The 15,783-nt window shown below is 62.5% G+C and carries 12 protein-coding genes; 3 read left to right on the forward strand and 9 right to left on the reverse strand.

Going from position 1 to position 15,783, the window contains the following annotated elements; genetic code table 11:
* Positions 1-106 precede the first annotated feature (106 nt).
* On the forward strand, positions 107-667 hold the full coding sequence (locus ACBR42_RS02835) for an HNH endonuclease (protein WP_110546438.1): 561 nt from the start codon (positions 107-109) through the stop codon (positions 665-667).
* A 24-nt stretch (positions 668-691) separates the two neighbouring features.
* Here ACBR42_RS02835 and ACBR42_RS02840 read toward each other — a convergent pair whose 3' ends face one another.
* Positions 692-1,006 carry a hypothetical protein gene (locus ACBR42_RS02840; protein ID WP_102323254.1) on the reverse strand — a complete coding sequence of 105 codons (315 nt, stop codon included), beginning with the start codon at positions 1,004-1,006 and terminating at the stop codon, positions 692-694.
* A 375-nt stretch (positions 1,007-1,381) separates the two neighbouring features.
* Between ACBR42_RS02840 and hpnR the strand changes: the two genes are divergently transcribed.
* Together hpnR and ACBR42_RS02850 are read left to right on the forward strand one after the other, a co-directional pair.
* Entirely contained in the window at positions 1,382-2,926 is a 1,545-nt protein-coding gene (hpnR, locus tag ACBR42_RS02845; RefSeq protein ID WP_102323253.1) for a hopanoid C-3 methylase HpnR, read from the forward strand.
* Between the two features lie 1,309 nt (positions 2,927-4,235).
* Entirely contained in the window at positions 4,236-4,445 is a 210-nt protein-coding gene (locus tag ACBR42_RS02850) for a heavy-metal-associated domain-containing protein (protein ID WP_102323252.1), read from the forward strand.
* Between the two features lie 49 nt (positions 4,446-4,494).
* Here the strand turns inward: ACBR42_RS02850 and ACBR42_RS02855 are convergent, their stop codons facing one another.
* The 8 genes from ACBR42_RS02855 to ACBR42_RS02890 form a co-directional block, all read right to left on the reverse strand.
* A complete protein-coding gene (locus ACBR42_RS02855; protein WP_371207318.1) occupies positions 4,495-4,941 on the reverse strand; it encodes a SufE family protein in 447 nt (148 codons plus the stop codon).
* A gap of 103 nt (positions 4,942-5,044) precedes the next feature.
* The gene (gene hslU / locus ACBR42_RS02860; protein WP_371207229.1) at positions 5,045-6,358 is read right to left on the reverse strand and encodes an ATP-dependent protease ATPase subunit HslU; all 1,314 of its coding nucleotides are present in this window, start codon (positions 6,356-6,358) and stop codon (positions 5,045-5,047) included.
* Positions 6,358-6,951, reverse strand: a complete 594-nt coding sequence (hslV, locus tag ACBR42_RS02865; RefSeq protein ID WP_118963631.1) for an ATP-dependent protease subunit HslV — start codon at positions 6,949-6,951, stop codon at positions 6,358-6,360. Before hslV ends, hslU begins: the two co-directional genes overlap by 1 nt.
* A 65-nt stretch (positions 6,952-7,016) precedes the next feature.
* Positions 7,017-8,984 (reverse strand): response regulator, encoded by a 1,968-nt coding sequence (locus ACBR42_RS02870; protein WP_371207230.1) that lies wholly within the window; start codon positions 8,982-8,984, stop codon positions 7,017-7,019.
* A complete protein-coding gene (locus ACBR42_RS02875; protein WP_243705322.1) occupies positions 8,981-10,885 on the reverse strand; it encodes a response regulator in 1,905 nt (634 codons plus the stop codon). Before ACBR42_RS02875 ends, ACBR42_RS02870 begins: the two co-directional genes overlap by 4 nt.
* 10 nt (positions 10,886-10,895) lie before the next feature.
* Positions 10,896-11,987 (reverse strand): chemotaxis-specific protein-glutamate methyltransferase CheB, encoded by a 1,092-nt coding sequence (cheB, locus tag ACBR42_RS02880; protein WP_371207231.1) that lies wholly within the window; start codon positions 11,985-11,987, stop codon positions 10,896-10,898.
* Entirely contained in the window at positions 11,984-14,086 is a 2,103-nt protein-coding gene (locus ACBR42_RS02885) for a response regulator (protein WP_102323247.1), read from the reverse strand. The genes cheB and ACBR42_RS02885 overlap by 4 nt, the downstream gene beginning before the upstream one ends.
* 10 nt (positions 14,087-14,096) lie before the next feature.
* Complete coding sequence (locus tag ACBR42_RS02890) at positions 14,097-15,779, reverse strand: methyl-accepting chemotaxis protein (RefSeq protein WP_102323246.1); 1,683 nt, start codon at positions 15,777-15,779, stop codon at positions 14,097-14,099.
* Positions 15,780-15,783 lie beyond the last annotated feature (4 nt).

Raw genomic sequence — 15,783 nt, forward strand, 5'->3', positions numbered from 1 at the left:
AGATTCAACAGTTACCTGACGACGACGCACATCACAGGCGTTCGCTTCGGAACATAGCAGAGTACGCCTGCGTATCGTGCGGCGGCATTCGGAAAGGAATGCGTCCGTGCCCTGTGACAGTCAATACTTGCCTGCCCTGGTCCTGAATGCCGATTTCAGGCCACTGTCCTATTTCCCGCTTTCCCTGTGGTCATGGCAGGATGCCATCCGCGCCGTCTGGCTGGACCGCGTATCGGTACTGAGTGAATACGACACCGTCGTCCGCTCCCCTACCCGGAGTCTGCGCCTGCCCAGCGTGATTGCGCTGAAGGACTATATTCCCGCCGCACGCAAGCCTGCCTTCACCCGCTTCAATGTCTTCCTGCGCGACAACTTTTCCTGCCAGTACTGCAATACCCGCTTCCCCACACAGGAACTGACATTCGACCACGTCATTCCACGCAGCAAGGGCGGGCGCACAAGCTGGGAAAACGTCGTGACCGCATGCAGCCCGTGCAACCTGATCAAGGGATCGTACATGCCACACCAGATCCGCATGTATCCCAGCCGCACCCCCGCACGCCCTTCCAGCCGCAGATTGCAGGAAAACGGACGGGCTTTCCCGCCGAACTATCTGCATGAAAGCTGGCGCGACTATCTTTACTGGGATACCGAACTGGAAAACTGACGCCGCCCGTTCGCGGCGCACACGCTATTTTGTGTAGCTGTAATCGTATTCATCCGCCAGCTTCTGAAGGTCCGGCGCGCCGCGCAGGTTAAGCGGCAGCGGGTGGGCCGGATGCTTCTTCGACCCGAAGATGAAGTTGTGGTCGCTCATACGCTGGCAGGTATTGGCGGCAATGGGAAAACTGAGCTGCACGGCGGAACCCATCTGCTGGCGCAGGCACTTTACATCGCTGTCATAAGGCATACGCCCGATTTCGGCGGTGCATCCGCCCAGCACAACCAGACCGCATGCCATCAGCCCGAGCCGAGCGGACAGTTTTTCCACAATGTTCAGCTTCATTTCGACCCCGTCGCTTAAGCGGTGCCGACACTGCCACGAAAGTGCGGTCCGCGATAGGGGACAAGACGACACTGCCGTCGCTGCATCGCCCTGAATGCATAGGTGCCCTACCCTGAGTGCCGGGCATGAAAAAGAAGCATGCCAGACAGGAAATACCATGCAGGATGCATAGGTATTATCTGACTGCATAGGTGATATTACCGTGAACTGGATGACAGATGGCGGTTATATTGTCACCCTCACTCGTTATTCTGATTTTTTTTAAATCGAGTGCGATATATAAGAATTACAAATACATGCTCGCATGGCTGTAAATTTGTTCCATGATTGCGTATGCCTGTCGCCCCTGTCCCCATCGATGCCTGAGGTAAAAGAATGAGATTACTGGCCGTCCATCCAAGCTCACTCATGTACACGAAGGTCTTCCTGCGTCTTGAACCGCTGGGGCTTGAACTGGTTGCCGGTGCCGCGCGCAACAAGGGACATGAGGTAGACATCATCGACCTGCAGGTCGAAAAACATGCCGATTACTGGGAACGGATCGAAAAATTCCGCCCCCATGCCGTCTGCTTTTCCGGCAATTATCTGGCAAACGTTCCTGAAATCATCGACCTGTGCAAGGAAACGCGCCGGCGCCTGCCCAACGTGCTGCTGTTCCTTGGCGGTCACTCCATCTCGTTCATCGCACGCGACGTGCTGGCGCTGTCGGATGGCGCGGTCAACTGCGTCCTGAAGGGCGAAGGCGATGCGACGGTCGGCCTGCTGCTCGAGGCATGGGAACAGGGCAAGGACCTGACAACGGTGCCCGGCGTGGTGACGATGGACGGCGAAGGCCCGCCGCCGATCTTTGTCGAATCCCTTGATGAGGTCCGTCCCGCACGTGACCTGCTGCGTCACCGCCGCAAATACTTCATCGGCACGCTCGATCCCGCCGCTTCCATCGAATTCGCCCGTGGCTGCCCGTGGGACTGCACGTTCTGTAGCGCATGGACCTTCTACGGCCGCTCCTACCGCACCGCGAGCGCCAAGGTGATCGGGGAGGAACTGCAGGAAATCAAGGAACCCGGCATCTTCATCGTGGATGATGTGGCCTTCGTGCATGCCGAACACGGCCTTGCCATCGCCGAAGAGGTGAAGCGCCGCAACATCAAGAAGGAATATTACCTTGAAACCCGCGCGGACGTTCTGCTGCGCAACAAGGAAGTGTTCGCGGTCTGGAAAGAAATCGGGCTGAGCTACATCTTCATCGGGCTGGAAGCGGTGGATGCCGAAGGGCTGAAACGTTTCCGCAAGCGCGTGTCGATGGACCGCAATTTCGAGGCGCTGGACTACGCCCGGTCACTGGACCTGATCGTTGCGATCAACCTGATTGCCGATCCGTCGTGGGACCGCGAACGCTTCGAGGTCATTCGCCAGTGGTGCCTGGAAATTCCCGATATCGTGAACATTTCCGTCACGACTCCCTACCCCGGCACCGAAATCTGGGAAAGCGAGTCCCGCAAGCTGACGACACGCGACTACCGCCTGTTCGACATCCAGCATGCCGTCATGCCCACCACCCTGCCGCTTCGTGAATTCTACGAGGAACTGGTCAAGACCCAGCAGATCCTGAACAACAAGCATCTGGGCTGGAGCGCGATCAAGGACACGCTGGGTATCGCCCTGCGTCTGGCGCTGCGTGGACAGACCAACTTCCTGACCATGATCTGGAAGTTCAATTCGGTCTTCAATCCCGACCTGCAGATGGCGGACCACGCGCAGAAGCCGGAATACGAAATGCCACTCAAGCCCCAGGGCAGCGACCAGAAGATTGATCGCAAGACACTGTATGTGCATGGGCCTGCCGGTCGCAAATCGCGCAAGCTGGACGATGACACTGAAAAGTTTGTCGATGAAACCCGCATGAGCACGGTTGACTGACCGACAGCCTGCAGAACCATATTCACGACCACGAAAAGGGCCGGTGCCATACGCACTGGCCCTTTTTCCTTTGCAGGAGCCGCAAACGGGAATCGGCAGGACCGGGTATGTATGACCAATACCCCGAAGAAATTGAGTATGCCGGGGTCACCATCACTGCGGACAATACCTCAGGAGACGGTTTTTCGGAGGGAGTCGCCTACAACCGACGACGAACTTTTACCACCTTCCCCGCCCTGCCCCGCGTTATATCATGTCATAGCGCGACAGTTGCACGTCCTTCTCCCTAGACCATTATGTAGTCAGGTGGAGACATCTCCTGAGTTTTTGAGGAGTGAACCCATACATTTTCATGCCGCCCCAACGGATCACCCTGCCGCCTTGCGCAGCAGGTTTGGCGAATACCTGTTCGATCGGACTGAGGTCGAACTGTAAGGGCGGCAGAAAGATCACCCTCGCGCTGACGGTACGGGTTACCTTGCGAACAACATCACCCTTGTGACTGCCGAAACTGTTTCCAGCATGACGACACCTCCAACCCTGAGCGTTGGAAGCAGAAACTGCTCGATACGGGTCTGGAAGCTACGCCCGTTGATTGCGGCCCCCGTCGAAAACCGCAGGGTGCGGTGACCCGGCCATGACGCAGTGCTGCGAGAAAGGTTCAAGGCGTCACCCGCACGGACCTATACCCCATTATGTAAAAGGTTGACCGCTTCCCCATGAAGGGAATGCAACCCGTGATTATAATGATTGCCGGTCTGTCGTATTCATATTCACATGCCACGAAACACTTCGATCAGGCGGGAACAGCCTATACCAACCCCGCCATGGACCTGATCTGCTGCGATTTGCAGCTTCCATCTCGCCATCAGGCCCAGACAGGACACCCATAACGAAACAGCGCCAACGCAACTGTCCGTCCACAATGCTGGTGGCAGAAAGTGGAATTAGGGCCTTCTCCTGCCTAACAGGATATTTTTATTAACATCAGGAGCGATAATAAAATACATCCGTGAACGAGACTCTACGCACCTTCTCCTTTTTACACACGTTTTCGGCGCAGAGCAGGGAGCGGGACAGCAAGCCATTGACTGACCACCACCATATGGACGAACGGGGATACACGCCGCAGCCTCGGCCTGAGGAGTTCCCTATGTCGGTCACGTCTACGGGGAACACCGTTACCCATCGTCCCCAGTCCCGCCATACGGGATATTTGCGGGGCTTCCTTGCGCGTAAACCGTTTTTGCGTTGCCCGGTCACATGCGCACATTATGATTGGCAACACAGAAAAAAAGGTAGCCAGACAATGGAAACGTTAACATTGCACATAAGCGGCATGACCTGCGATGGCTGCGTCGCCAACGTGGTGCGCGCGCTGGAAGGCGTGGAGGGCGTGGCGATGGCGGATGTCTCGCTGGAACAGGGCACCGCCCGTGTCACCTTCGATGGCCGCAGCACCAATCCTGCCGACCTGATCTCGGCGGTTGAAGATGCGGGATTTGACGTCTCCCCATAAGGCAGACGTGGTGGGCAGGCCATCGGTGCCTGCCCCACCCTTGACCTGATTATTCCACCGGCAGTGCGGCGGCGGCCTTGCGAATGGCCTTCGCCATGGCTTCCACGCCATTGCCCCGGTTGGTGGACAATGCCTGCACCAGCCCAAGATCGCGCAGGAATTTCGGGTCCGTATTCAGGATTTCATCGCGGCTGCGACCGGAATAAACCCGCAGCAGCAGCGCCACCAGACCGGATACGATGGCCGCATCCGATGTCCCGGCCAGATACAGGACGCCATCCTCTGGCTGGACTTCCATCCAGACCTGGCTCTGACATCCCGGCACGCGATGGGCGTCATCCTGCCATTCGGCGGGAAAAGGCGGCAGCTTGCGGCCCAGTTCGATAATATACTGGTAACGCTGCATCCAGTCATCGAACAGGGCCAGTTCATCACCGATCTCGGCAATGGCATCTGCGGCGGTATCGTCCTCTGGCTTCACGAAGGGGTCGGTCATCATCTTTCCTGTTACGCGCGGCCCGGTTGGGCGGATATCGGTCAACGTGCAAAAGGCCGCGCCTTCAGGCACGGCCCCCTGCGCAGGCTCCAGTCCCGGCCTGTTACAGGATAAAGCGGCTCAGATCACCCTTGCGGGCCAGCGGAGCCACCTTTTCCTGCACATCGGCGGCGGTAATCTCCACATTCTGTCCGGCGCGGTCGGCGGCAGTGAAGGATACATCTTCCAGCAGGCGTTCCAGAACGGTAGCGAGCCGCCGCGCGCCAATATTCTCCACCCGTTCATTGATATCAGCCGCCAGTTCCGCCAGTGCTCCGATCGCATCATCGGTAAAGGTCAGGGTAAGCTGTTCCGTCCCCAGCAGGGCGATATACTGCTGCAGCAGGGAGTGTTCGGGCTCCGTCAGGATACGGCGCAGGTCGTCGCGCGTAAGCGATGCAAGTTCCACGCGGATCGGCAACCGCCCCTGCAGTTCGGGCAGCAGGTCGGACGGCTTGGCGATATGGAACGCCCCTGATGCAATGAACAGGATATGATCCGTGCGCACCGGCCCATATTTGGTGGAAACGGTTGTCCCTTCGATCAGCGGCAGCAGATCGCGCTGCACCCCTTCACGCGAGACATCGCCACCACGCGCGCCCCCTTCCGCCGAACGGGCGCAGACCTTGTCGATTTCATCAAGGAACACGATGCCATGATCCTGCGCGTGGGCCACCGCCTCACGCGTCAGGGCGTCGGTGTCGAGCATCTTGTCCGCTTCCTGCCGGATCAGGGCGATGCGCGCGGCTGCCACCGTCATGCGCCGCTGCTGCGGCATGCGGTTCATGAAGCCCTTCATCATGTCAGAAAAGTTGATGACGGTGCCCGGCGTCATGTTCGGCATGTCCGTCTGCGCGGGGTTTCCGCCCTCGGCGATCGAGATCTCGACTTCCTTGTTTTCAAGCTCCCCATTACGCAGCATACGCCGGAACTTGTTCTTCGTATCGGCCGAGGCCCCTTCGCCCACCAAGGCATCAAGCAGGATATTTTCAGCAGCCAGTTCGGCTTTCGCTTCCACATCCTTGCGCCGCAGGTCGCGCAGCATGTTGATCGAAACCTCGACCAGATCACGCACGATGCTTTCCACGTCGCGCCCGACATAGCCGACTTCGGTAAACTTGGTGGCCTCGACCTTCAGGAACGGGGCCTGCGCCAGCTTGGCCAGACGGCGTGCGATCTCGGTCTTGCCGCAGCCCGTCGGACCGATCATGAGGATGTTTTTGGGCACGACCTCGTCACGCATCGCATCGGTAAGCTGCGCACGGCGCCACCGGTTACGCAACGCGATGGCCACGGCGCGCTTCGCATCGCCCTGCCCGATAATGTAGCGGTCGAGTTCGGATACGATCTCACGCGGGGAATGATTGGGAATGTCCATTACGCCACTCCATCCTGCGCGTCCGCACCCAGTGTTTCCACAATGACGGAATGGTTGGTGTAGACACAGATATCACCTGCGATCTTCATGGACCGCCGTGCGATATCAACCGCTGACAGCCCATCAACCCCCAGCAGGGCACGCGCAGCGGACAGGGCGTAATTGCCGCCCGAACCGATGGCGATGATCCCGTCTTCCGGCTCCAGCACGTCGCCATTGCCGGTCAGGGTATAGGAATGTTCGGCATCCGCCACCGCCATCATCGCCTCAAGCCGGCGCAGGTAGCGGTCCGTCCGCCAGTCCTTGGCCAGTTCCACGCAGGCGCGTTCAAGCTGGTTGGGATAGCGTTCAAGCTTGTTTTCCAACCGTTCGAGCAGGGTAAAGGCATCAGCGGTCGCACCCGCGAAACCTGCCAGTATCTGCCCGGTGGGACCGATGCGGCGGACCTTCCGGGCGTTGCCCTTGATGACGGTGGCGCCCAGCGTCACCTGTCCATCACCGGCCATGGCCACCTGGCCTTCACGCCGGACACACAGAATGGTCGTACCATGCCACCCGACCGGGTCATGGGGAGATGAATGATGATCTTGCATGATAATAGAGATAAAACCTTCTTCCGCCAGCACAAGGGGGCAGCACGGACATCACCCCCGCCCTGCTATGCCCCCTGCGGGGCACGGTTCATGATACGGTCGATATGGGTGGCCAGGTCCGCGCGGGTGAAGGGCTTGTGCATGACATCGGCGCTACCGGCGGGCAGCGCACCCGCATTGGCGTAGCCGGTCAGGTACAGGACCCGCAGGCCCGGTCGTAGCGCCTGAAGGCGATGCGCCGTTTCCAGTCCGCCCATGCCCGGCATCATCACATCCATGATGACCAGATCAACCGGTTCCAGCCCCTGTTCCATGGCCTGCACGGCGGCGGCACCACTGCCGTATTCCACCACGTCATGCCCGCGCGCGCGCAGGAAACCCGCCGTCACCGCCCGCACGCCCGGTTCATCATCCACCACCATGACATGCAGCGGCCGCCCGGTCGTGACTCCACCCGTTGCGGTGGGCGTGCCCGCACCTGCAGGCAAGGCTTCCACCGCGCCCGCAGGCACCGGCAGGCACAGATCAACGCGCGTCCCCTCGCCCGGCCTGCTGCGGACCTGCACCTCGCCACCCACATGCCGGATGAAACCATAGATCATCGACAGGCCCAGCCCGGTGCCGCGCCCCACATCCTTGGTGGTGAAAAAGGGCTCGAACACGCGGGCCAGCGTTTCGGGCGACATGCCAATACCCTGATCCGTAACCGAGACCATGACATAATCGCCCGGCACCAGATTGGTGCCCGCCACGATTTCCTTCACCCGCTTCAACGCCGTGGATACCCGGATCATGCCGCCTTCGGGCATGGCGTCCACAGCGTTGATGCACAGGTTGAGCACCGCCAGTTCAAGCTGGCCGGCATCGGTATTGACCGGCGGCAATCCGCCTTCGGACGCGCCCGTATCGACCACGATGGTACAGGGCACCCCACCACCCTTGCCCTGCCGGGATATGACGGTCTGGGCCAGCAGGTCGTTCATGCCATGCAGCAGGGCATTGACATCCACCGGTTCCAGACTCAGGTCACGCGGGCGGCTGAAATTGAGCAGCCGTCGCGTAAGGGACGCACCGCGCTGTGCCGCGGCGGAGGCATTATCCAGCAGCCGCGCCATCGGCCCCGTTTCCGGCCCCATGTCGCGCACCAGTTCAAGCGAACCCAGCACGGCGGTCAGCAGGTTGTTGAAATCATGCGCGATGCCACCGGCCAGTGTTCCCAGCGCCTGCATCTTTTCCGCCTGCCGCAGCCGGGCGGCCATTTCCTGCTGGCGGGTCACGTCACGGTTGATGACGACGGAACACGCCGTGCCATCACCCAGCGCCCCCAGCACGACGCGGGTGATTTCCCGCCACCGGCCCTGCGCGCCGCCACGGATATGGGCGGGCAGTTCGAGGGTTTCCTCATCCCGTCCTTCGGTATGCAGGCGTTCTTCCGCCGCCTGGATAAGCGGCAGCAGTTCCGCGTCACACAGTTCCGCTTCCGTCCGGCCCAGACAGGATGCGATGTCGCGGCCATAGAAATCGGCGGCCTGCTGGTTGATGCGGATGAAGCGTCCCTGCGCGTCCTTGAAGCCCAGACCGGAACGCAGGTTGTCCAGCAGCCCGTGCACCAGCCTGCGTTCGGTGCGCAGTTCACGTTCCAGCCGGTGGTAGTCCGCCGCCTGCACGATCATGGCGCGCAGGGCGTCGGGGTCCCATGGCTTGTGCGAATAGAACGAGATACGCCCCTGATTCAGGGCCGCCGCCACGGCGCCGATATCGGCATAGCCCGTCAGCAGGATCGCCTGCGCGTCACATTTTTCACGCGCGCGGGCCAGCATCACGTCCCCGCCCATTTCGGGCATGCGCTGGTCGGATACGATCACGTCCACATCATTGCGGGTGGACAGGATCTCCAGCGCCCTGGCGGGGGATGTGGTGGACACGACGGTAAAGGCGTCTTCCAGCAGGTCGGTCAGGGCGACAAGGATTTCCGCCTCGTCATCCACCAGCAGGACGACAGGACGCGCCTGTACCGTGGGATCGGTATTCATTGATCTGCACCTCCGTGCTGCGGGGGTTCATTGCGCGCCAGGTATCCGGCCCCTGCGGGGGACTGGGCCGGTGGCAGGCTTTCACCACCCGGCCCCGCGTTCCACGGCACGGAAATGGTAAAGCGCGCGCCACCCTGCGGGGCCGTGCCGACCGACAGGCTGCCATGATGGGCCTGCACCACACTGTAGGCGATGGCCAGCCCCAGCCCGGTTCCCGCCCCCACCGGCTTGGTTGTAAAAAACGGCTCGAAAATACGTTCCTGCACATCGGGCGGAATACCGGGGCCGCTATCGGTGATGACAAAGACGTAGCTGTCCTGTCCCTCCCCGTTATGCGTCAGGAATGTATGGATATCGATTTCCCCTTCCGCGATGCCGCTTCTTGTCGACATATCATCAGGCTGGGCCGCAAGAATTGCATCCGCCGCATTGCTGATAATATTCATGATGACCTGATTGAGCAGCGCCGCCTGACAGTACAGTCGTTCCGGCGCTTCATACCGCCGCCTGACCACGATCCCGCTGCCCAGTTTCTGGGTCAGCAGCGCCATCACCGTTTCCAGTGCTTCCGGCACATCGATCAACTGGAACAGCCCTTCATCCAGCCGGGAAAATTTGCGCAGGTTCAGCACGAGGTTCTGGATACGCCGCAACCCCATGTTCATGGACCCCACCCGGTCGCGGCATTTGGTCAGGACGGTCTCGCGCGCCTCATGCGCGGGGTCAGTGCATGCGGCTTCCATCCCCAGCACGCGATCCAGCCCCCTGGCCACGGTATCCTTGTGGGCAAGGATGAAGGCCAGCGGGTTGTTGATTTCATGTGCAATACCCGCCACCAGTTCACCCAGCGAGGCCATCTTGGCGGTCTGCACCAGCTTGGCCTGTGTCTCGATCAGCTTGTGGTTGGCATCGGCCAGTTCACGGTTGGCCTGTTCCAGCGCTTCGGCCAGCGATGCCTTGGATGCGATGGCGGCGGCTTCCGCGCGCGCGCTCTTGACCGCGATTTCACGCGCCTGACGTTCCGTCTCGATCCGGCGCACGTCATCCTGCAGCAGCTTGCGCCGCACCAGAACGCGGATACGCAACGCCAGCGCGGCAGGCCCCACATCGCGTGAGACGAGATCATCTATCCCCGCCTCGAACACACGGGCCGCGAATTCCCGTGCATCGGGCCGCGCCGCGCCATCCACGCCCAGTATGCGCAGCGGCACATTGCCCGACAGCAGATCCTCCTGCCGCCATTCATCCAGCCTGCGACAGACTTCAAGCCCGTCGAATTCCCGGCACGCAAGGTCGATCACCACGCAGTCGGGCACATGTTCGGGGTCATGCAGCACGGACGGGTCCAGCAGGGCGGGATCATGACACAGGGTCACGATATGCCCGTCACGCCGCAACTGCCCGATCAGTTCAGGCACCGCCTGCTGCCGCGCGGGTTCGGGTGCGATCACCATGATACGCGCGCGGCGGAAGACCCGCTCCGGCCGTAACGTGGGGGTATGGGCTGCGTGTTCGCGCAGCAGCGCGCGGATACGAAAGACGATCAGCGCCGGATCGGATGATTTGGGGATATACGCATCCGCCCCGCTTTCCAGTCCCTCGCGCTCAAGCCCCGGCTCGATCCCTTCGGTCAGGATCAGGACAGGGATCGTGCGCGTTACGGCATTCATGCGAAGCTGGCGGGCAAGCTGGCCGCCATTCATGCCGGGGAGGTGATAGTCCGCGATCACCAGACCGGGCAGACCCTCATCAAGGGTATCCAGCGCCGCCTCCCCGCTGGCCACGCGATGGACGTGAAAGCCGTGACCTTCCAGCATGCGGCGGATGCGCAGGGCCTGCGTGTCCGAATCCTCGACCAGCAGCAGCGTGTCGGGGTGATCCTCTCCGTTCGTCAGGGGCATCAGCGTGCGGTCATCCTTTCAGGGGGGTGTCGGCAAGGGTCTGGCCACCGGCCATAATCCTCATGATATGGGGGCTGATCTCATGCACCGGCAGGCTGATGCAGGCCGCACCCGCGCGTTCCGCCGCACCGGGCATGCCATGGATGACCGCCGTGCTGCGGTCTTCCACCACCGTATAGCCGCCGCGGGCGCGGATGCGGCCCAGCCCTTCCACGCCGTCTTCCCCCATGCCGGTCAGCAGCACGCCCAGACCATCGGAGCCAAAGACCTGTGCCACGGAAGAAAACAGCACGTCCGCTGAAGGGCGCTGCCCCTGTACGCGGGCGCCATCATGCAGCACGATCTCGCCGCGCGTGCCCAGCGTCATGTGCTGGTCGCCCGGCGCCACCAGAACGCGACCGCGTTCCAGTGGCATCCCGTGCCGCGCCAGCGTGACCGGCAGGGCCACCTGCTGGTCCAGCCATTGCGCGAACCCTTCCATGAAGGCGTGGCCCATATGCTGCACCAGCACGACCGGCAGCCCGAAATCGGCGGGCAGGTCGCCCAGCACGCGCGCAAAGGCGGTCGGCCCGCCGGTAGAGGCGGCAAGGGCAAGAATCCGCGGGCGGATATCAAGCGGGCGCGTCCACATGCCCTTATGCCGGAAGGGTTCGGCCTGTAGCAGCCTGCGCCGGATGACCGGCACCTGACTCATGATATAAAGCTGGGTCGCGATCGCATGCGCCCCCGTACCCCCTGCGGCACCGCACAGGCCCTGCGGTTTCTCGATCACCGCCAGTGCCCCCGACCGCAGTGCGTTCATGGATATCCGCGTGGCTTCCCCACCCACCGTATCGCTGACAATGACGATGGGTGTGGGGAAATGCGCCATGATCTGGCGGGTGGCTTCCAGCCCGTCCATGCCCGGCAGGCAGATATCCATCGAAATCACGTCCGGTCGCAGGAGCGGGACAAGCCGCAGCGCCTCCTCCGCCGTTTCCACGGCTTCGAGCAGTTCAAGCCGGGGATCGCCCGCGACCACGCGCGTCAGCAGGTGGCGCAGCACCGCCGAATCCTCGACAACCAGGACCCGGCGGGGGCGCTGGTCCGTGATGGTGCTCACAACAGGCCCCTGATGGTGTCGATCAGTTCGCCCTGATCGAATTTCTGCTTGGTCAGATAAGCCCGCGCGCCCCCTTCCATACCACGGCGCACGTCATCGCCATCATCGCGCGATGTCATCAGCACCACCGGAATGCCCGCCAGATGCGGATCGGCCTGCATGGCCGCCAGTAGCCCAAACCCGTCCATGCGCGGCATTTCAACATCGGTCACCACCACATCGACATGCCGCGAGGACTGCTGGAGCAGGGCAAGCGCCTCCTCCCCGTCGACAGCCAGACAGACATCGTAACCGTGGGACTGAAGGATCGTTTTCTGCAATGTCCGGGTCGTGATCGAATCATCCACCACCATCACCAGCGGCGCATGACGCACGGGCACGATGGGGGCGGCGCTGTCCACATCGCTGAAGCGCACGACACCGGCATTGCCGCGCAGCCGCCAGCGCGCGAAAAGCCGGTCGGGACTGAGGACGAAAACCGGCTGGTCGTCGCGTGCCCACGCAATACCGGGCACCAGTTCACTGTCCAGCCCCACGGCGGTCGCATCGGATACCAGCAGGGTGCGCACATCCAGCATCCGTTCCACCGCGAACCCGCAGCGCACGCCATCGACTTCCATCACCGCCACGCTGACCGCGCCGTCACGGACCGGCAGGGCGGCATCCTCATCCCCCACAAAGGCGTGGAGGGGGACCAGCGCCACCAGCTCCTCCTCCGCAGGGGGGGCAATCTCGGGGCGGGTTCCATCGGGGGGATGGGGCACCACGCCGAACGGCATGCCGTTGAGCATGCGGATTTCCTCGCGCCTTATGCGCAGCAGGTGCCGTATGACCCGACCGGGCAGACCCAGCGTCTGGCCTGCGTTTTCCACCAGCAGCACGGTGCGCTGTCGCTGGGATACCGGCACGGTCAGGGTTACGGTCGTGCCCGCGGGCTGGCGCTGTTCCATGCGCACGGTGCCGTGCAGTGCGCGCGCCGCCTCGGCCACGACCGACAGGCCGACCCCGCGCCCGGCCAGACTGTCCGCCTGTCCGCGCGTGGAAAATCCCGGCTCGAACACGCGCGCCAGCAACTGCCGCGCATCCAGCGGCGCATCGGCATGGACCAGCCCCTGCCCCGCCGCCCGCGCGGCAATGGCGCGCAGGTCCGGGCCGCGCCCGTCATCACTGACCGCAACCTGCAGCCGCACCCCGGTCAGGGTGACGGAAATGGTAATGTTGAGGCGTTCCGACTTGCCCGCCTTCAGCCGCTGGGCACGGGTTTCATGCCCGTGGACAATGGCGTTGCGCACCAGGTGGATGACCGGATCGCGCAGCGCCTGCATCACCCGGCGTTCGGTCTGCACCCCCATGCCCGACATGTGTACTTCCACACCGGCTTCCGGGCCGCCATGTTCGCGCGCGATACGCCGCGCCATGGCCGCAAGCGAACCGAACACGCTTTCGGCGGGCACCAGGGTTACCGCATGCACTTCCTCCCCCAGCCGCAGCAGCGCGCGGTCGATCTGCCCGGCCATGAGTTCGCGCTCGCGCCCCACCGCCATGAGCCTGCGGGTCATGCGGGCGAATTCGGCCACCGGGTCGGCGCGCATGTGTTCGGGCGCGTGCATCACCGCGCGCTGGTCCGCCAGCAGGTCCATGACCTGCCCCCACAACCGTTCATGCCGGTCCGCCACCGACATGAGATCATGCACGGCGGATGCCAGCGCATCGAGCCGCGCCACCGGCACCTGCACATAGGCCGGATTGTCCACCTGCACGGAAACATCCTCCACCACATCCGTATCCGGCGGGGCGGAGGTCATGAGCAGGTCGATTTCGTCCAGCGTGTCGGTTATGGCCTTCAGGTCGGCAGCATCAGGCAGCGATCCCGCCGCCAGCAATGTTGAAAGACGGTTTTCAAGCGTATGGGCCACGCCTTCGACAACCGGCAGTTCCACCGCGCGGGCCGCCCCCTTGAGGGAGTGGACACGACGGAAGATTTCCGCAACCGCCCGCGCATCCGGGCAGCCTGCCGCCACAATGCCCCGTATGGCGCGGAGGTGGTCGCGGTATTCCGCATCGAATACCGCCAGCAGTTCGTCCCTGAGATTGTCCACGGCCCGGCCGTCAGGTCCGGTAGCGCGCGGAAATGGTCAGGAGCTGCTTGGACAGCTTGCCAAGGTTGCTGGCCGACACTTCCAGATTACGGGTGCCCGCCGATGTCTGCTGGCTGGCCTGACGGATGCTCTGCAGCGCGGTCATGACCTGCTCGATACCGATCTGCTGCTGGTTGGTTGACGCCACGATCTGCTGGAAGGCGTGGACCCCTTCCTCGATCCCGCCGGTCATGCGCTCGATGGTGCGGTAGGCGATGTCGGTCCGCTCCTTGCCCGCCGAGACGCGCTTGACCGCTTCTTCCGTCAGCATGACCGATGTGTTGATGCCGCGCTGGATGTCGCCCAGTATGGCGCGCACGTTCTGCGTTGCATCGCGCGACTGGTCGGCGAGGATCTTCATCTCGGCCGCCACCACGGCGAAGGAGCGGCCATGCTCGCCCGCCGCAGCCGCCTCGATCGCGGCATTGAGTGCGAGCAGGTGCGAACGCTCCGACAGGTCATTGACGGTGGCGATGATCTCACTGATCGCCTCGGTGCGTTCGGACAGCGCCACGATGTTCGACGCCACCGCTTCGGCCCCGTCATGGGTATGGGCCATGGCGCGGGCGGTTTCCTCCACCGCTTCCAGACCGCTGGCGGAACTGTGGACGATCACCTCCGCCGAGGAAATCACTTCCCGCGCGCGCTTGCTGATCTGGGCGCCGGAATGGGTGATCTCATCCACGGTTGCGGCGGTTTCCTGCACGGCGGCGAACTGTTCTTCCACACTCGCGGCCTGCTGCTGGGTGGATGCACGGATCTCCGCCACGGCGGCATCAAGGTTCTGGGTGACTTCCCCGCTCTGCCGGGCGATTTCGCGCAGCCCGTCGATCATCCGGTTCAGTCCCGCCGCAAGGCGCGCGACCTCGTCACGTTCCTCGCCCATGCCGCCAACCTTGGCGCGGGTGGCAAGGTCGCCCTGCCCCACACGTTCCATTACATGCATGATGGATGATATCGGCTCCATGATCGACCGGCGGGTCCAGAAGGTGACGATCAGCGCCACCACAACCGCGACCCCCATGCCAATGGCAAGCGAACGGCGGCTGTAATCATAGGATGCCGCCCCCTGCGTTTCCGCCACCTGCACCCCGTGATCCAGCAGGGACGCCGCCCGCCCGACCAGCATGTCGATCGACTGTTCGCGGCTGTCGATGCGCGATGCCTGCTCGCGCACGCTGTCATCATTCGTCGCCCGCATGGCCTGGAACAGCAGCCCCGCGCCATGGGTATCCATCTGGAACTGGCTGGAAATATCACGTAGCTGGCTGGCTACGGTATTGAACATCTCGCGCTGGTCATCGCTGCGGGCAAGGCGTCCGGCCTCTTCCGCGCGTGACAGCACGCCTGCCAGCAGCCCTTCTTCCTCGCGCGCCTTTTCGTCCCAGCTTGCAATGGCATCTTCCAGCACGGCAGGCGCGGTCTGGAAATCACGCGCGTAATAATGCGCCAGAATGGCGAGACGCCGGGCGACAAGATCGTTTTCGTTCGCACGGATATGGGTCAGTTCACGATAGACCGACAGGTCGCGCGTGACGATGATGGTCATTTCATCGCGCACCTCCCGGATCTGCCCCAGCGCGTAGATACCCAGCGATACCAGCAGCAGGACACCGACCATGAAGCCGAACAGCAGGCGATTGGCGATTGTCACGGGA

The sequence above is a fragment of the Komagataeibacter sp. SM21 genome (assembly GCF_041402665.1).
In the GTDB taxonomy this organism is placed as follows: Bacteria; Pseudomonadota; Alphaproteobacteria; order Acetobacterales; family Acetobacteraceae; genus Komagataeibacter; species Komagataeibacter saccharivorans.